This window comes from Kitasatospora sp. NPDC059722 (assembly GCF_042733235.1).
Taxonomy (GTDB): Bacteria; Actinomycetota; Actinomycetes; order Streptomycetales; family Streptomycetaceae; genus Kitasatospora.
In genome coordinates, this window is record NZ_JBHWGD010000023.1 from 33,815 (window position 1) to 50,309 (window position 16,495).

The 16,495-nt window shown below is 72.0% G+C and carries 16 protein-coding genes; 10 read left to right on the top strand and 6 right to left on the bottom strand.

All coding sequences use genetic code 11. The annotated features are described in order from the left end of the window. The first annotated feature begins 202 nt into the window (after window positions 1–202). Window positions 203–1,345, top strand: a complete 1,143-nt coding sequence (locus tag ACFV4F_RS17235; protein ID WP_380443681.1) for an acyltransferase family protein — start codon at window positions 203–205, stop codon at window positions 1,343–1,345. 131 nt (window positions 1,346–1,476) lie between these two features. Here the strand turns inward: ACFV4F_RS17235 and ACFV4F_RS17240 are convergent, their stop codons facing one another. Next, window positions 1,477–2,175 carry a WHG domain-containing protein gene (locus tag ACFV4F_RS17240; protein WP_380443679.1) on the bottom strand — a complete coding sequence of 233 codons (699 nt, stop codon included), beginning with the start codon at window positions 2,173–2,175 and terminating at the stop codon, window positions 1,477–1,479. 202 nt (window positions 2,176–2,377) lie between these two features. On the opposite strand from ACFV4F_RS17240, the gene ACFV4F_RS17245 reads away from it, so the two are divergent. Continuing rightward, window positions 2,378–3,844 (top strand): MFS transporter, encoded by a 1,467-nt coding sequence (locus tag ACFV4F_RS17245; RefSeq protein ID WP_380503227.1) that lies wholly within the window; start codon window positions 2,378–2,380, stop codon window positions 3,842–3,844. A 75-nt stretch (window positions 3,845–3,919) separates the two neighbouring features. Here the strand turns inward: ACFV4F_RS17245 and ACFV4F_RS17250 are convergent, their stop codons facing one another. The 5 genes from ACFV4F_RS17250 to ACFV4F_RS17270 all read right to left on the bottom strand — a co-directional run bounded on the left by ACFV4F_RS17250 (window position 3,920) and on the right by ACFV4F_RS17270 (window position 6,669). Next, window positions 3,920–4,237 (bottom strand): Imm7 family immunity protein, encoded by a 318-nt coding sequence (locus ACFV4F_RS17250; protein WP_380503333.1) that lies wholly within the window; start codon window positions 4,235–4,237, stop codon window positions 3,920–3,922. After that, window positions 4,168–4,320, bottom strand: a complete 153-nt coding sequence (locus tag ACFV4F_RS17255) for a hypothetical protein (RefSeq protein WP_380503230.1) — start codon at window positions 4,318–4,320, stop codon at window positions 4,168–4,170. Before ACFV4F_RS17255 ends, ACFV4F_RS17250 begins: the two co-directional genes overlap by 70 nt. Before the next feature lie 32 nt (window positions 4,321–4,352). Continuing rightward, entirely contained in the window at window positions 4,353–4,889 is a 537-nt protein-coding gene (locus ACFV4F_RS17260; RefSeq protein WP_380503233.1) for a hypothetical protein, read from the bottom strand. Window positions 4,890–5,057: 168 nt separating this feature from the next. Beyond that, window positions 5,058–5,576, bottom strand: coding sequence for a hypothetical protein (locus tag ACFV4F_RS17265; RefSeq protein WP_380491753.1), 519 nt, complete (start codon window positions 5,574–5,576; stop codon window positions 5,058–5,060). Between the two features lie 13 nt (window positions 5,577–5,589). Further along, the gene (locus ACFV4F_RS17270) at window positions 5,590–6,669 is read right to left on the bottom strand and encodes an NlpC/P60 family protein (protein ID WP_380503236.1); all 1,080 of its coding nucleotides are present in this window, start codon (window positions 6,667–6,669) and stop codon (window positions 5,590–5,592) included. 428 nt (window positions 6,670–7,097) lie between these two features. On the opposite strand from ACFV4F_RS17270, the gene ACFV4F_RS17275 reads away from it, so the two are divergent. From ACFV4F_RS17275 to ACFV4F_RS17310, 8 genes are read left to right on the top strand one after another with little or no spacing between them, the layout of a single operon-like run. After that, window positions 7,098–7,985 (top strand): hypothetical protein, encoded by an 888-nt coding sequence (locus ACFV4F_RS17275; protein WP_380503239.1) that lies wholly within the window; start codon window positions 7,098–7,100, stop codon window positions 7,983–7,985. Continuing rightward, on the top strand, window positions 7,982–8,347 hold the full coding sequence (locus ACFV4F_RS17280) for a hypothetical protein (protein ID WP_380443667.1): 366 nt from the start codon (window positions 7,982–7,984) through the stop codon (window positions 8,345–8,347). The genes ACFV4F_RS17275 and ACFV4F_RS17280 overlap by 4 nt, the downstream gene beginning before the upstream one ends. Next, a complete protein-coding gene (locus tag ACFV4F_RS17285; protein ID WP_380503241.1) occupies window positions 8,347–9,120 on the top strand; it encodes a hypothetical protein in 774 nt (257 codons plus the stop codon). The genes ACFV4F_RS17280 and ACFV4F_RS17285 overlap by 1 nt, the downstream gene beginning before the upstream one ends. Continuing rightward, a complete protein-coding gene (locus tag ACFV4F_RS17290; protein ID WP_380503244.1) occupies window positions 9,113–11,149 on the top strand; it encodes a hypothetical protein in 2,037 nt (678 codons plus the stop codon). The genes ACFV4F_RS17285 and ACFV4F_RS17290 overlap by 8 nt, the downstream gene beginning before the upstream one ends. A gap of 4 nt (window positions 11,150–11,153) precedes the next feature. After that, window positions 11,154–12,686, top strand: a complete 1,533-nt coding sequence (locus tag ACFV4F_RS17295) for an SCO6880 family protein (RefSeq protein ID WP_380443661.1) — start codon at window positions 11,154–11,156, stop codon at window positions 12,684–12,686. Further along, window positions 12,686–14,245: a type VI secretion protein gene (locus ACFV4F_RS17300; protein ID WP_380443659.1), complete on the top strand. Its 1,560-nt coding sequence runs from the start codon at window positions 12,686–12,688 to the stop codon at window positions 14,243–14,245. Before ACFV4F_RS17295 ends, ACFV4F_RS17300 begins: the two co-directional genes overlap by 1 nt. A gap of 1 nt (window position 14,246) precedes the next feature. After that, the gene (locus ACFV4F_RS17305) at window positions 14,247–15,962 is read left to right on the top strand and encodes a type IV secretory system conjugative DNA transfer family protein (protein ID WP_380503247.1); all 1,716 of its coding nucleotides are present in this window, start codon (window positions 14,247–14,249) and stop codon (window positions 15,960–15,962) included. Then, window positions 15,955–16,461: a hypothetical protein gene (locus tag ACFV4F_RS17310; protein WP_380503250.1), complete on the top strand. Its 507-nt coding sequence runs from the start codon at window positions 15,955–15,957 to the stop codon at window positions 16,459–16,461. The genes ACFV4F_RS17305 and ACFV4F_RS17310 overlap by 8 nt, the downstream gene beginning before the upstream one ends. Window positions 16,462–16,495: the final 34 nt, after the last annotated feature.

Below are 16,495 nucleotides of genomic sequence, written 5' to 3' on the forward strand. Positions count from 1 at the left end.
TTTTTTTTTACCGCACCCCGCGGGGCGGGTGCGGGCGCCAGCCCCGCAGCGCGCGGCTCCCTCAGACGGGGGCGGGGCGCGGGGGGTGGCCCGGCCCCCTTTCGCGTCTCCTTCCGTTCAACTCACCTTCACTGCAAGGAAGTTGTCTCCGTTCCGCTGCGAGCCGCCCGGCCCGCACCCGCTCCGAAGGATCCGACCGCACGTGTCCCGCACACTCGCAACCGCTCCAGCCCGCACCGCTGCCGGCAGCTCCGTCCTGCCGTCCCGGCTGCCCTCGCTCACCGGGCTGCGCTTCTTCGCCGCCCTCGGCGTGTTCTTCTTCCACACCTCGCTCACCGGCCCGCCCGCGCTGACCCCGTTCGACGGGCGCGCCCGCGAGATCTGGGCCCGGATCTGGTCGACCACCGGCTCGATCGGGGTGTCGTTCTTCTTCCTCCTGTCGGGCTTCGTCCTCACCCACGCCGCCCGGCCGGGGCTGAGAAAGCGGACCTTCTGGCGCCGCCGGGTGGTCAAGCTCTTCCCCAACCACGTCGTCACCTGGGCGCTCGCGATGGTGCTGTTCGCCGCCGCCACCTCGACCTGGCACCAGTGGCTGCCCAACCTCGCGATGGTGCACGCCTGGTTCCCGTACCTGGACGTCTACCTGTCGGTGAACCCGCCGAGCTGGTCGCTGGCCTGCGAGCTGTTCTTCTACCTGTGCTTCCCGTTCCTCCACGCACTGCTGCGCCGCGTCGACCCGGCCCGCCTGTGGGCGCTGGCACTGGTCCTGACCGCCGCGATCGCGCTGGTGCCGGCGGCCGCGTACGCGCTGCTGCCGGGCGGCACCACGCCCAACGGGTTCCCCGTCTCCGCCGAGCAGTTCTGGGCGGTCTACATGTTCCCGCCGGTGCGCACGCTGGAGTTCGCGCTCGGCATCGTCATGGCGCTGATCGTCGCGGCCGGGCGGCTGCCCCGGATCGGCGTACCGGTGGCGTCCGTGCTCGCGCTGGCGGCCTGGGCCGGCTCGATGAACGTGCCGTGGCTGTACTCGCACAGCGCCGTGACCGCGCTGCCGCTGGCCCTGCTGATCGCCGCGATCGCGGTGCGGGACCTCGGCGGCGCCGGCTCGGTGCTGCACCACCCGGCGCTGCTGTGGCTGGGCGAGGTGTCCTTCGCGTTCTACATGGTGCACGGGACGGTGATCACGTACGTGAAGCAACTCATGGGCTTCGAGCGGTCGTTCGCCGTCTGGCAGGGCGCGGCGATCGTCGTGCTGTACCTCGGCGTGAGCCTGGCGCTGGCGTGGCTGCTGTACGCGGTGGTCGAGAAGCCGGCGATGCGGGCCTGGTCGCGCTCGCGGCGGTGACGTCGGGCCGGTCGTCGCGCGTCGCCTTCGTGACGACCGGCCTCCGCTTTTATGTGAAGGATAAACCGTTAGGATTGTTTCCTAAAGATTGCTAGGTTCTTCTCGCGCGAGTGGCGAGAATTCCCAGGTATCTACTCGCTGATGCCGAGCATTTCAACGATGGCGTCCACCTCGCGCCGATACACCTCCGCCGGATCGTTGATCTGTTGCCCGAGGTGGCCGAACACCTCCAGCGCCACCGGCCCGTACATCCGCCCCCAGATCCGCAGGCTCACCCCGAGCGCCTGCGGCGACAGGTGGGGGAACTGCTCGCGGGCCGGGCCGGACAGCGACTCGTGGAAGTCCGACCAGTCCGCCCGGTCCTCGCGCAGCGCCGCCGGCGCGTGCTCCCACGCCCCGTCGACCACGTCCAGCACCGTCATGCAGCATCGCCGCGCCGCCGCGGCGACCTCCTCGGGCGGGGTGAACCCGGGCAGGCCGTCCCCGTAGATCAGCCGGAACGCCGCCGGGTTCTTGATCGACCAGGTGCGGAAGGTGTCGCACACCGCGCGCACCCGGCGGGCCGTCTCCTCGTGCGGCAGGGCGGCCAGGGCGGCCTCGTGCGAGTCGGCCAGCTCGTTGTAGGCGTCCGCGGCGAGGGTCGAGATCAGCTGGTCGCGGGTGTCGAAGTAGCCGTAGAGGGCCGCGGCCGTCATGCCCAGCTCGCGGGCGATCCCGCGCAGGGTGATGCCCGCCGGGCCCGCCTCGGCCAGGGCCTTGAGGGCGGCCTCCTTGATCTCGGTGATCGTCTGCTGGCGGAGCCGCGCGCGGCGGGTGGGCTTCGTATCCATGCTGCTGTCCTCCAGGTCGGTGGCAGAACTATACGGCGTTTTGTTTGGAGCGTACTCCTGCTAGAGTAAACACCGTTAAGAAGCTGAGCACCGTTCGGTGCGGGCTTTATTCCGCACGTGTGCTTTCCGTGCCGACCCTGTGCCGACTTTGTTCCCCAGCTGTCCCCACGTCGTCCCCACGTCGTCCCCAACGGGAGTAACCATGCCTGCCACGGCCCCTGCCCGCAGGGCGGGAATCACCCTTTTCCTGCTCGCCTTCGCGCAGTTCATCGTCACCGTCGACTACAACATCGTGTATGTGGCGCTGCCCGACATCGGCCGGGCACTGGGCTTCTCCGCCCAGTCCCTGCAGTGGGTCGTCTCCGCCTACGCCGTCTCCTTCGGAGGCCTGCTGCTCTTCGGCGGCCGCGCGGTGGACCGCATCGGCGCCCGCCGCCTCTTCCTCGCCGGCCTGAGCCTGTACGCCGTCTCCTCCCTGGTCGGCGGCATCGCCACCGGGCAGGGCGTCCTCATCGGCGCCCGCGTCGTGCAGGGCGTCGGCGGCGCCCTGCTCTTCCCCGCCGTCCTCGCCCTCATCGCCACCTCCTTCGACGGCCAGGCGCGCATCAAGGCCTTCGGCGTCTGGGGCATGGCCGGCTCGCTCGGCCTCGCCGCCGGCGCTCTCTTCGGCGGCGTCCTCACCGACCTCGCCTCCTGGCGCTGGGTGTTCTTCATCAACGTGCCGTTCGCGCTGGCCGTCCTCATCCCGGCCCCGAAGGTCCTGCGCCCGGACCCGGCCGTCCAGAGCCGCGGCGGCTTCGACCTGCCCGGCGCCCTGCTCGCCACCGCCGGCATCTCCGCCGTCGTCTTCGGCCTCGTCACCGGCCCCGAGGACGGCTGGCTCAGCCCCACCCCGCTCACCGCCCTGCTCCTCGGCGCCGCCCTGCTCGTCGCCTTCTTCGTCACCGAGGCCCGCACCCGCGACCCGCTCATGCCGCTGCGCCTGCTGAGCAACCGTCCGCTCGTCGTGGCGATGGCCGTGGTCTTCATCTTCCAGACGGGCCTGTCCGGCGGCTACTACGTCTTCACCACCTACATCCAGCCCGTCCTCGGCTACACCCCGCTCCAGGCCGGCCTCGCCTTCCTGCCGCTCACCCTGGTCTCGATGGTCGGCGCCGGCCAGCTCGCCCCGAAGTTCATGCAGCGCTTCGGCATGCGGGCCACCCTCGCCACCGGCATGGCCGTCAACGGCGCCGGCATCGCCCTGACCGCCGCCGTCATGACCACCGGCGGCTCCTTCCCCGCCCTGCTCCCCGGCTCCGTCCTGTGGGGCCTCGGCGGCGGCCTGGTCTTCGTCTCCGTCTTCGCCTCCGCCGGCTCCGGCGTGGCCCCGGAGGAGCAGGGCGTGGCCGGCGCCATGGCCTCCACCGCCCAGCAGGTCGGCGGCGCGGTCGGCCTCGCGGCCCTGGTGGCGGTCGCCAACTCCACCTTCACCGGCACCTACGCCACCGCCGCCAAGGAGGACGTGGTCGAGGGCCTGCGCACGGCGGGCATCGCCGGCGGCGTCCTGCTGATCCTGGGCGGCCTGCTGGCCCTGGCCCTCAAGAAGCAGCCCCCGGCCGCCGAGGCCGCCGCCGAGACCGCCACCGAGACCGAACTCGGCCCGGAGAAGCAGTCGGTGGGCGTCTGACCCCCACCACCCCAAGACTCCGGTCCCGGAGCGGCCTCCCCCGTAGCCGCCCCGGGACCGGACATTTCCTTCGGGCTAACCCGGGAACGGGTCCTCCAGGACGGGGATGCACGGGGACAGCAGCAGCTCCGTATGCGTGCTCAGCCGGCCGCGGACCATGCGGACGACGGTGACCCCGTTCTCGCGGCCCGGCTCCTCGTCGTCCCGGACGTGCAGCAACCCGTAGGAACCCGGGGCCAGTTGGCCGACCTCGCGGAAGAACGCCACGATCGAGTCGTCGCGGTGGTTCGGGCAGCCGCCGAGGTGCACGAAGACGCCGCCGTTCATCCGGCGGAGGTCCAGCAGGCAGGGGCTGTCGAGCTCCCGGACGCGCTCGTCGATGCGCGCGGCGATCCGGTCGAGGCGCGCATCGGCGTGGGGTCGTCGTCGGCGTCGGCGCTCTCCAGGACGTTGATCCAGCCGTGGTACTCGAACACGCGCCGCAGCCTACCGCCCGGCGCCCTTCGCGCTATCCGGTGTTCGGGCGGGGCGGGAGCTCACGGCCGAGCGGTAGCAGGGCCGGGGCGGGGACCCCGTACGTGAACACGCGGTCGGCGTCCCGGGTGTGCTGGACGGCGGTGTCCAGCACACCCGGGAACCGCGTCCGCGTACACGTGCGCTGCTGGACCGCCGCGACCCACTCCGCGGCCATCCCGACCCCCACGTACGCCAGCGCCCGCCCGTCCCGCCACGTCGGATCCAGCGCCCGCCCCTCCTCGTCCGCACACCAGGCGCGCCGCGTCACCACCCCGCCCGCACCGAGGACGAACCCCTCCACGTACACCAACCCGGCCGGCTTCAGCGCGATCCGCCACGCGTTGCGGAAGCAGTCCCCGCCGTCACTGCGCCGCGGCAAACCCGCCGGCCAGCCGCACGGTTCCTGGAGCCGCCCCTGCGCCAGGACCACGGCCTCGGCCGACAGCCCGCCGCCCGCGGCCCGGGCCCGCAGCGCACGGAGGAGGTCCAACTCGTGGGAGGAGATCGGCGTGATCGTGGTGGAGGACACGCGGCCAGTTTTCGCAGCCCCGCCGGGCTTCGCGAGCCCGGCTAGCCCGTCCGGTGCGCGGGGCCGGGCGAGATGTGTTTCCGGGGGACTCGGCGAACGATCCATCGGGACCGCCGGGGCCGGCGTTTCTCTTTCAGCACGGGAGTTGCGAGGCCCGCCGTCGGTGCCCTACCCGGTCAGGTACGCCTTGACCTCCCACGTGGGCGGTGCGTCGGTTCCGGCCACGGCGGCGAGCACGGGCAGGATCTCGTGGCCGACGGCGGTGCGTTCGGCCGGGTCGGGGATCTCCCGCCAGTCCGACAGCGCGTGCTTGGCGCTCGCCCTGGCCCGTGGCGAGCCCACGCCGCCGGTGGCGATGTGCAGGCCCGCGGTGTGGAGGTGCCAGCGGGCGGCCTCCGTGCGACGGCCCTGGCGGCGCGCGATCAGGCCGCGGAGTTCGCGGACGTTCGCGACGTTGGGGTCGGTCGGTCCGAGTGCCGCGGTGACGTCCTGGTCGAGCACACCCGCCTTGGCGGCCACGGCCGCCAGGACGTCGGTGTCCGACGTCCGGTCGAGCAGCCCGGTCAACTCGGCGAAGCGGTCCGCGAAGTCGGGTGTGACCGCGGGCGGGCCGGCCGGCTCCGGTGCGGCCCAGAACGCGGGTGTCACCGTCCCCCAGGGGTGGGCCGGTTGGTCCTCGTGAAGCAACGTTTCTCCTGTCCTACCACTGCACCACGCGGACGACGTGGGTGATCCGCGTGAGTGCCGATGTGCTGTTGCGCCAGCCGCTGTAGGCGACGGTACGGGTCTGGACGCCGGTGCGCGGGGCCTCGACGATCCAGCCGTTGCCCACGTACATGCCGACGTGGCCCGGGGAGTCGTCCGAGCCGTCCGAGCCGGCGTTGAAGACCAGGTCGCCCGGTTTGACGTCGTCCGGCGACACCCGGGTGCCGGTCTTGACCTGCTCGAACGTCGTCCGGGGCAGGGTGACGCCGGCGTGTGCGTAGGCCTGCTGCATCAGGCTGGAGCAGTCGCACCGGCCCTGGGTGTTGTCGCCGAACGGGTTCGTGCAGTCGCCGCCCCACTGGTACCAGCCGCCGCGCTGGGCGAGGGCCCACGCCACGGCGGTCCTGACCGCCTGCGGGGTGTCGGCAGGCAGCTGGTAGTCGGCGGGGAGCTGAACGGGCACGGTGTCCTCGGACTGCGTGTACTTCCGGACGTCCGCCATGATCTTCTTCACGTAGTCGTAGGTCTGGCCCTGTGCGAACGACGCGGGGGGCACGCCCTTGTACTGGTCGACGCGGCCCCATCCGGCGTTGTAGCCGGCCAGCGCGAGTTCGATGGCGCTGCCGTTGTAGTCCGGGTGCTGCTTGGCGGTCTTCAGGAGGCTGCACATGAAGCGGCCCTGGGCGGCGATCGCGTCCTTCGGCTCCCAGACGCTGCCGCCGTTGCCCCAGCTCGCCCACGTCTCCGGGGTGAACTGGGCGATCCCCTGGGCCTGTCCGGAGTTGGCGCGCGGATCGAACGCGGACTCGGCGTTGATCTGTGCGGCCAGGACGCCCGCGCTCAACCCCTGGTCGCAAGCGGCCGCGGCCTGTTTGACGAACTCCGCGTACTGCTCCGGCACACCACCGGGTCCGGTGCGAAGAGTGGCCACCGACATCACCGGGGCCACACCGCCACCGCTGCCCTTCTCGTCGTCGGCGGCGACGGCGACGACCATGACCAGTCCGACTCCAAGAGCCAGCGGACTCAGGCCGACGGCCGCGACCGCCAACACCAGCCCAGATTTGACCTGCACTCAGACCCCCCTCGGTCAGAACCCCTCCGGACAACGCCGATTGCCCGCAGACAACCCCCTTCGTGCAAGCGGACGCGCCATTCTCACACCCGACTGCGACATCCACCGCAGGGCATCGTCCCTGCTCGGGGGCGTCCCGCCGGTTCGGGTACCGGGCCGCTCACGGTTTCGGCATTGTCACAGGTGTGACCGATGATCAGGAACCGAGCGCGTGCGACAAACGTTCGGCTCCGACATTAGACTGCGGGGCCGAGACGGACGGTGACGGGGGTGTTACCGGGCCTGTGCCCCATCCAAGGGGCGGGGGAGAGGCCTGTCATGAGTACCCGTACTCATGACAGCCACGGCTCGCTCGGGAAGCCTGACCGGAGCGTGACTGTCCGCTAGCAATATTCGGGGGAGTGTTGGCAAGGAAAGCTGTCCCGTCCGTGGTGATCGCCCCCCACGGACGGGTCGTGGTGCCCGTCCTGGCGGCCGTCGGCGGCAGCGGACGGTCGACGGTCGCGGGTTTGCTGGGCGTCGGGCTCGCCCAGGCGGCGGCCGGCGTCGTCCTGGACCTCGCGCCGCGCTTGGCCTCGCCGTGGCCCACGTGGGCGACGGAACCCGGGACCGGGCTCGCGTCCGTCCCGCCCGACGCACCACTGAGCAGGCGTCATGTCCTGGCGGCGGCGACTCGTTTTCCGGCCCCGGCCGGGGCCGGCTGGCACGTGCTGACCGATCACCAGGACTGGAGCGCTCCGCCACTGGCCCTGCCCGAGGCACCCGCCGCGTGGCACCAGCTGGCCGCCATCGGCGGCTGGCAGGCCGTGATCGCGGACACCGCACACCCGGTCGCGCACGACATCGTCGCCTCCCGCGCTGCCGGCGGCTCCGGCCTGACCGCCGCCTGGTGTGCGCTTCCGGTGAGCGTTCCCGTCCTCTGCGCGGCGGCCACCGCCTCCGGCATGGCCGCCCTGCAGACCGCGCTGACGGCCGCCTCGGCCGACGGGCTGCCCCTCGACCGCATGGTCGTCGCCCTCGTGTCCACCGGTGACGGCCGCACTCCCGCGCCCGTCCGTGCGGGGGAGACCATGCTGGCGCCCCGCGTCGCGGCGGTCGTCCGGGTCCCGTTCGACCCGGACATCCGCGCCAGGGGCCTGCGGGACGCCGCCCGGCTGGGCTCCGGGTCGCTCCAGGCCGCCGACCAGCTCGCCCGCGCCGTGCTCGGCTCCGCCCACACCAGTTGGGGCGACCCGCTGCCGCCCGCCACTCAACCGGCGGCGGCCCCTCTTCAGATCCAATCCGTTCAACCCGTAGAAAGAGTCCTGCTGCCGTGAGCCAGACCCTCCACGTCCTGAACACGCTGATGTCCGACCCGCATTCGCACATCCTCGCCGCCGGACCGTCGCCCGAGCCGACGTCGATCGAGAACCCGATCCCGGACTTCAAGCCGACGCTGCCGGAGAACGTGAAGAGCCCGACCGGCACGATCCTCGGCTGGGTCGCCGGCGGCGGCCTGGCGCTCGCCGTCCTCGGCGGGCTGCTGGGCTGGGCGGCCGTCGCCATCGGCGAGAACTCCGAGCGCGGCGGCATGGCGGCCCGCGGCAAGAAGGCCATCGTCATGAGCCTGATCTCGGGCATCGGCATCGCCTGCACCAGCGGGCTCATCTTCGCCGCCTACAAGATGGCGGCCGCCTGATGGACCGCCACGACCGCGCGGCGCGCAGGGCGCGCCTTCGGCTGATCGGGATCGGCGGCGTGGCCGGCGCCGTCATCGCGGTGGGCGGCGTCGCCGTCGTCCGCGGCATGTCCGACGACGGGAAGGACGGCAAGCCGGCCGCCTCCCCGACCGCCACGGCGAGCACCGGGCCCGCCACGTCGGCGAGCCCGTCGGCGACCAAGACGCTGACCCCGAACACGGCCAAACCGGTTCATCTGAACAAGCCGACCGGACAGAAGGACGGCGCCTCGATCGGATTTCCGCGCTTCGGCTTCGGTGCGATGTCGGCTGCGGTCTACCGCCTCGACGAACTGAGCGTGCTGGACGACGACATGGTTCGTCGTCAGCTCGCCGTCACCACGGCCAAGGGCAGCGAGGCGAGCATCGACAAGGCCGTCAGCGAGGTGCGCAAGCTTCGTGAGACGGTCGGCCTGCCGTCCTCGGGGGGCACCCCGGCCGGCATGACGATCAGCACCAATGTGGACGCCGCGCAGGCCTGGGCGCTCGACGACGACGGCCTGGTGATCAACGTCTGGATGCACTACAGCCGCACGGCCACCCTGCCCAAGGCCGCCTCGGACGACAGCCCTCTCAAGAACCAGCTGGCCGATGTCGTCCTGATCTGGGAGGACGGTGACTGGAAGATCACCACGGATCCGAAGTGGGTCGCCAAGCGTTTCACCCCGGCGCCCTACAACCCCGACTCGCCGACGTCCCTCAAGGACGGCTGGCTGGTGGTGATCCGTGACTGACCGCGGGCTCCTCCGCCTGCTGACCGTCCTGCTCGCCGCGCTCATGTCCGTGGGAGCGCTGGCCGCGCCTGCCGCGTTGGCCGACAGCCCGACCGTCCATGCCCCGAACGGTCCGCCCGACAGCCCGTCGAAGGAATGGCTCTCGCAGTGGAACGACCGAAGCGGCAGCAGCATCGGCGTCGACAAGGACAACCACTGGTGCATGATGCCCGAGGCCGACAACTGCAGGCCCTACAAGAAGCCCGACCTCTACGACAAGTGCGAGGAGAGCGGGAACGCGGACGAGCGGAAGAAGGCCTGCGACGACCCGAACATCACCGCAGCACGCAAGCAGCGTGAGCTCGACAAGCTCAAGGACTGGGAAGCCACGACGGACCACGGCATCGCGGGCTATCAGAAGTACGTCGACGCCATGGGGAAGTGCATCGAAGGGGGCATGAACTTCCAGGACTGCAACGTGAAAAACGCGGACCTTCTGATACCGTCCGGCGGCCTGGGGGACTGGGTGGCCGGCAAGATCAGCAAGCTGGCCGCCGACGCGATGCGGGAGATCGCGGGCTACATCGGCGAGGGCACGGTCTGGCTCCTCCAGCAGTTCGCCGACGCCTTCAACGACGCCTCCACGATCAACCTGGGCGGGACCGGGATCAGCCACATGACCGGGATCATGACGGTCCTGTCGGTCGTGATCGCCACGTTCCTGATGCTGATCCAGTTCGGCAAGGTCGCGGTGAGCCAACAGGGTGCGCCGCTGGCGACCGTGCTGAAGGGACTGGGCAAGTACGCGCTGGTACTCGGGGTGTACGCGGGATCGGCGCAGATCATCCTGCGGTGGATCGACCAGGTGTCGATCTGGATCATCGACCAGTCGTTCACCCAGGTCGGCCCCGAGCACCAGGACGCGGCGACGGTCATGAAGACGAAGCTGGCCGGCATGTTCGCCGGTCTGGTGACGGCCGGCGGCGCACAGTCCGTGGGCGCGAGCCTGGTGACCGGGGAAGGCGTGCTGAGTCAGGCCGTGGGCGTGGTCATCGTCCTCGGGATCCTGGCGATCCTGGTGGTCGGCGCGCTGTGGATCGAGGTGCTGATGCGTCAGGCCGGGATCATGGTGCTGATGGTCGCCATGCCCGTGGCGGTCGCCGGGCAGTTGTCCGACGAGACCCAGGAGTGGTGGCCCAAGGCCCGGCGGGCCTTCACCGCGATGGCGCTCGCGAAGCTGGCGATCGTGGTGTGCTTCGGTATCGGGTTCGAGGCGATGGGCACCGCCAGCGGCATCCGGAACGTGATCGTCGGCCTGATCGTCTTCCTCCTCGCCGCGGTCGCCTGGCCGGTGCTGGCGCGGTTCCTGACGATGGTGGAGGCCGGCGGCGGCAACAGCGTGGCCGCCGGGATGATCTCCTCCGTGGGGTCCACCATGGGCGCCGCGTTCGGCGGTTTCGCCGGCGGGGCCGCCGGTGTGGCCGGAGCCGGTGCGGTCGGCGGCGGGTCCGGGTTCACCAAGGCCCTGGAGGAGGACAGCGCCTCGGCCTCGGGCAGCGGTTCCAACAGCCGTTCCCGCAAGTTCCTCTCCGGCATGGGCAGCGGAATCGGCACCGGGATCGGCCTCGGCCTGCAGCTCGCCGCCGCCGGCGCGAGCACGCTGGAGGGCGCGGCGGCGAACACCGCCGCGAACGCCGGACTGGGTGCCCCCGGCAACGGCCACGCCTCCGTGGTCCCGCCCCGCAAGGGCGGCGGTGGCGCAGCACCTGCGGTGCAGCAGGATGTCCAAGGCAGCGACGCGGACACCCCTGCGGAGACGCAGGGCCCGGCTCCGCAAGGTACGGGCGAGGCAGAGGTGCCGCAGCCGGCCGCGTCCGCAGGAACGACGCCGACCCTGGTCGACGCCTCGCCGCCGACGCTCGTCGACACGTCACCGCCCACGAGTACGGGCACCGTGCGGCTCACCACCGGCCCCGTCCGTCCGGCCGCGCCGACGGAGTCCGCCCCACCACCGCCCACCACGCCGCTGCCGAAGCCGAAGGGGGACTGATCCCGTGTCCCTGACCCACAGTGAGCCGGACACCTACACCGGCTGGCAGCGGGAGAAGTCCGGCTTCATCGGCGAGTTGTCCGGCGTGGGCTTCGCCCTGATGGCCGCCGCCTCGGTCGTCGCCCTGATCCCGATCTACCAGCACAGCTGGACGGCCGCCTTCGTGGCGCTCCCGCTCGCCGGCCTGCTGCTCCTCCTGGCTTACGGCCGTGTGATGGGCCTGGCCGCCGAGGAGTGGGTGCTGCTGGCGGTCCGGTACCAGCTCGCCGTCGCCACCAAGCGGAACGTGTTCTACAGCGGGGTGTTCGCCCCCGCCGACAAGGAAGGCAACCAGCCGATGGACCTGCCCGGCGTGCTCGCGCGCCTGCGCATCCTGACCGCACCGGACGGCCAGGGCGGCACGCTCGGCATCGTCCACAACCCGATCGACAACACCTACACCCTCGTCGCCCGCGTCACCTTCCCGGGCCTGGCCCTGGTCGACACCGCCCGGCAGAACGCCCGGGTCCGTCAGTGGGCGGCCTTCCTGCGCAGCCAGTGCAAGGAGGACGGCTCGATCGTCCGCATCCAGGTGCACCAGCGCAGCCTGCCGGACGACGGCGAGGCGCTGCGGTCCTGGACGAACCGGCACACCGCCGCCGACGCCCCGGCCGCCGCCGTCCAGGCCCTCGGCGAGCTGATGGTCTCGGCGGGTCCGGCGGCGACGATCCGTGAGACGTACCTGTCGGTCACGCTGTCGTCGGTCCGTGCGCGGCTGGCGGTGCGCGGTGCCGGTGGTGGACAGGTCGGCGCAGCCGCGGTGCTGGTGCGGGAGTTCCACGCCATGCACGGGTCGCTGAGCAGCGCGGGCCTCCAGGTGGTGGAGCTCCTGGACCCGCGCCGGGTGGCGGCCGTGATCCGCACCGCGTACGACCCGGAGGCGCAGCAGATGCTGGCGGTCCGTTCGGCGGCGTCCGACGACGCGTCGTACGCGGGCACGGCTCCCGGTGTGGATCCGGCGCTGGCCGGGCCGGCGGCGGCGGAGTACACGTGGGGCATGTACCGGCACGACGGGGCGTGGACGGTCACGTACCAGGTGCGGAACTTCCCGCAGTCCGAGGTGTACGCGACGTTCCTGCAGCCGTTGCTGCGGCCGAGGACGAACGCGCGGCGGTCGATGTCCCTGGTCTACGAGCCGATCGGCCCTGCCCGTGCGCGCAAGGAGCTGAGCCGGGAGAAGACGCGGCGGCAGTCCGCGCGGGCGCTGCGGGCGAAGACGGGCCGGGCGGAGTCGGAGGACGAGCGCCGCGAGTCGGAGATCGCGCGGGCGCAGGACATCGCGCGTGCGTCCGGTCAGGGCGTGGTGCGGATGGTGGCGCTGATCGCGGTCACCGTCACGGACCCGGAGGAGCTGGAGACGGCCTGCGCCGAGCTGCAGGCGGACGCGAGTGACGCCGGTCTGGAACTGCGGCGCTGCTGGGGCGCGATGGACGACGCGTTCGCCGCCGCCGCGCTGCCGCTCGGCATGGGGCTGCCGCCGCGAAGGGTGGCGATCTGATGGCGGGGTTCCCGTTCACGCGCCGCCGGGACGGACGCGACACCGTCCTCGAATCGACCCGCGTGGCCGATCTGTTCGAGCCGGACGACCAAGCGCCGACGCAGCGGCAGCCCACCGCCCGCGAGTTGCGGCGGGCCCGGCTGCTGGAGGACCCGGCGACGGCCATGCGGATCGCGCCGAAGAAGGGCTGGCACCAGCCGTTCGCGGGCCGGGCGGCCTCGCACGCGAAGGCCGAGGTGTTCCGTGCGGACACCGGCCGGGCGTCCGGCATCTACCCGTTCCTGCACGCGGCGTCGCTGCCGCCGGTCGGCGCGTACATCGGGTTCAACACGCTCACCATGCAGGCGTTCTCCGCGCATCCGAGCGTGTGGGTGCAGGAGGGGCTGGCCACCAACCCGAACGTGATCCTGACCGGCATCCCCGGCAGCGGGAAGAGCGCCCACGTCAAGGCGCTGTGTTTCCGCCTGATGGCGTTCGGGCACCGCACGCTCATCGCCGGGGACGTCAAGGGCGAGTACGCGGCGCTCTGCCGCCACCTGGGCACCGAGCCGGTGCGGCTGGGCCCCGGGCTGTCCGGCCGTCTCAATCCGCTGGACGCCGGCCCGCTGGGCCAGGACCTCCACCTGATCAAGGACGACGCCGAGCTCCAGGCCCGGCTCACCGAGATCCACCGCCGCCGCCTCACCCTCTGCAAGGCGCTGCTGGAGCTCCAGTTGAAGCGGGTGCTCCAGCCGCAGGAGGAGGAGTGCCTGGACGTCGCCGTGCGCGAGGTCACCGGCGCGCTGGCCGGCGCCGGGCACACCCGCCTCGACACCCCGACCCTCCCGGCGGTCTACCAGGTGCTCAAGGACCCGACCGAGGCCATGGCCCGGGAGCTGCGCGTGCGCGGCGACGACGTCCAGACGGCACGCGAGCAGATGGCGAGCATCCGCTCCGCTCTCGGCTCGATGATCTCCGGGCACCTCGGCGGCCTGTTCGACGAGAAGACGTCCGTTTCCCTGGACTGGGACGCGCCCATCCAGAGCGTGGACATCTCCGCCCTCCAGCAGTACGGCGACGAGGTCGTCGCCATGGTGCTGACCTGCGTCTCCTCGTGGGCGCAGAGCGCCATCGACCGTCCGGGCCGCCCGTGGATCATCGTGCGCGACGAGCTGTGGCGGCAGATGCAGTCGGGCGGGTCGTCGATGGTCCGCAAGATCGACGCCGACCTGCGCCTGAGCCGTGCGACCGGCACCATCCAGCTGCTCGCGACGCACCGGTTGAGCGATTTCGAGGCGGTCGGCGCGGCCGGCTCCGAAGCCGTCGCCATCGCCAAGGACCTGATCGCCAGCTGCGAGACCCGGATCCAGCTCGCCCAGGACACCAAGCCGCTGAACCTCACCCGCGAGGCGATCGGCCTCACCGACGCCGAGTGCGACCTGATCGGCTCCTGGGGCGCCGGGCAGCGCGGACGGGCGCTGTGGAAGGTCGGGCGGGGCGGTGGCTCGCACGCCGTACAGCTCCTGCTGTCGCGCACCGAGCGGGAGTTGTTCGAGACCGACGAGAAGATGGTGATCTGAGGTGGCCTCCGACAACCGGGTGGACGACGGCACGTTCCTGTTCGGGCTCGCCGCCGGAGCGGTCGTCTCGCTGGGCGCGGTGTCGCTCGCGGCCGGGGCCCTGGCGGGGCTGCTGTCCGGGGGCGGTCTGCCGGAGATGACCGCGTCCGTGCCCGAGACGCTGCTGCTGTCCGTCGCGCAGGGGCCGGCCTCCGTCTACCGGCCGGCCCCGCCCGCCTGGCTCTTCTATACGGTCTTCGGCCTGCTGGTCGTGCTGCTGGCCGTCCTCGCCGGGGTGGTCGTGCGGCGCCTCGGCCGTCGCCGTCGGCGCTCGCTGGCGGGCGGCGCGACCTGGGGCGGTGCCAAGATCGAGAAGGAGATGGCCCTGCCCGACGCCCCGGCCGAACGCCCGGACCGCATCACCGCGGGGCGCGGCCGGGAGACCCGGAAGATCGTCGGCGTCATCGAACGCAGCGCGAGCGCCATCGCGTTCGGCCCGCCCGGCTCCGCGAAGACCTCCGGCCTGCTCGCCCCGAACGCGGCCGAGTGGCAGGGCCCGGCACTGGTGACGACGACCAAGGCCTCGGACCTGGAGGAGATCTACGCCGCCCGCAGCCACATCGGCCCGGTCTGGGTGATCGCCCCGGCGGGGCTGCCCGCCGGGCCGTGGCTGACCGCGCACTGGTCGCCGGTGGACTACGCCGTCGACGACGAGGCCGCCGAGCGCATGGCCGAGTGGATGGCCGACGCGAGCCAGAAGACGTACGACCCGAAGGCCGAGCCGTGGCTGATCCAGGCCCGTGCCATCGTGGCCGGACTGCTGCTGGCCTCCCGGACGTCCAAGGGCGGCATCAAGTCGTTCCGGCGCTGGCTCACCCAGGGCGAGGCGGCGGTCGACCACGTCCGCGCGATCCTGGAGGAGGACCACCCGGAGGCGGCGCTCGACTACGCGCAGCCCTGGACGACGCTGCACGACGACGGCAAGGGCTCCGTCCAGTTCACCCTGAACGTCCTCGCGGCGACGTACCGCAGCACGGGCATCCGCGAGGCCGCCGAGCGGACCGACTTCAGCGCCGAGGAACTGCTGGAACGCAACGGCACGCTCGTGCTGATCGCGGCGCCCTCGCAGGCCGACCGCTTCGCGCCCTACTTCACCTCGCTGATCGCCGCGGTCCTCCACGCCGCCGAGGCCCGCTACGAGAAGCTCGGCCGCCACCCCGACCGCTCGCTCGGCCTGTTCGTCGACGAGGCCGGCAACTTCCTGCGCTACCCGAAGCTGCCCAACGTGCTCACCACCGGCCGCGGCATGGGCATCACCGTGCTGAGCATCTGGCACGACTACTCGCAGCTCGCCGGCCGGATGGGCCGTGAAGGCGCCAAGACCATCATCTCGGCGAGCACGCTGCGGCTGCTGCTGCCCGGCATGGCCGACGACGAGACGATGCGCTACATGTCGTTCCTGTTCGGCCGGGAACTCGTGGAGAGGACCAGCCACACCACCGGCACCGGCCGCGACTCCACCTCGACCAACGTCGTCGAGTCGGACCTGCTGCCCGTCCACCAACTGCGCGAGATCCCCGAACACACCGCTATCGCGCTGTACTTCAACCGGCCGCCGATCCGGGTGCGCATGCGCCTGACCTGGCGCGACCCGGACGTCAAGGCGTGGCTGGCCCGGCCGGCCGCGCCGCGGGCGGACGCGGTCCCGCACCAGGCCCTGGAGGCCACCGATGCATGACCTCACCGCCGGAATCACCGGCACCCCGCCGAGGCGGTGGGTGTGGTCGGCGATGACGCCCGCCGACCGGCAGCAGCGCCTCGTCGAACTCGCCCCGTGGGTGGACTGGCTGATCACCCACCACCACCTGCACCGGAAGATCCCGCGCTGCTGGTACCGGGACGGCCACGAGCCCGTCCTGGAGATCCTGACGGGCCTCTACCTCGGCTGGGTCCGCACCTACTGCGGCGACCCCGCCCGGACGGGCACCTTCGGCGAACTCGCGTGGATCAAGGAGCTGCACTCCGTCACCCCGTACCTCGCCGCCCCGACCTGCGAGGACGGCCACCAGGAACCGCCGCCCAGGAAGAAGCCCACGGGCGAAGCGCTGTCCGACTGGCTCGACGACGACCCGCCCCGGATCGCCGCCGCGCCGTCCCACCCGGCCGAGGTCGAGGCCAACCGGCTCGCCGCCGCCGACGCCGCGCAGGCGGCGAAGCCGGGCGGCTGGCCGGCCTGAGAGGACACCGAATGCGCCTCGCCCCCGCCGGTCC

Coding starts and splice junctions, on each gene's coding strand:
- ACFV4F_RS17240 (WP_380443679.1), bottom strand. CDS start 2,175: ATGGATACGAAGCCCACCCGCCGCGCGCGGCTCCGCCAGCAGACGATC.
- ACFV4F_RS17245 (WP_380503227.1), top strand. CDS start 2,378: ATGCCTGCCACGGCCCCTGCCCGCAGGGCGGGAATCACCCTTTTCCTG.
- ACFV4F_RS17285 (WP_380503241.1), top strand. CDS start 8,347: ATGGACCGCCACGACCGCGCGGCGCGCAGGGCGCGCCTTCGGCTGATC.
- ACFV4F_RS17300 (WP_380443659.1), top strand. CDS start 12,686: ATGGCGGGGTTCCCGTTCACGCGCCGCCGGGACGGACGCGACACCGTC.
- ACFV4F_RS17310 (WP_380503250.1), top strand. CDS start 15,955: ATGCATGACCTCACCGCCGGAATCACCGGCACCCCGCCGAGGCGGTGG.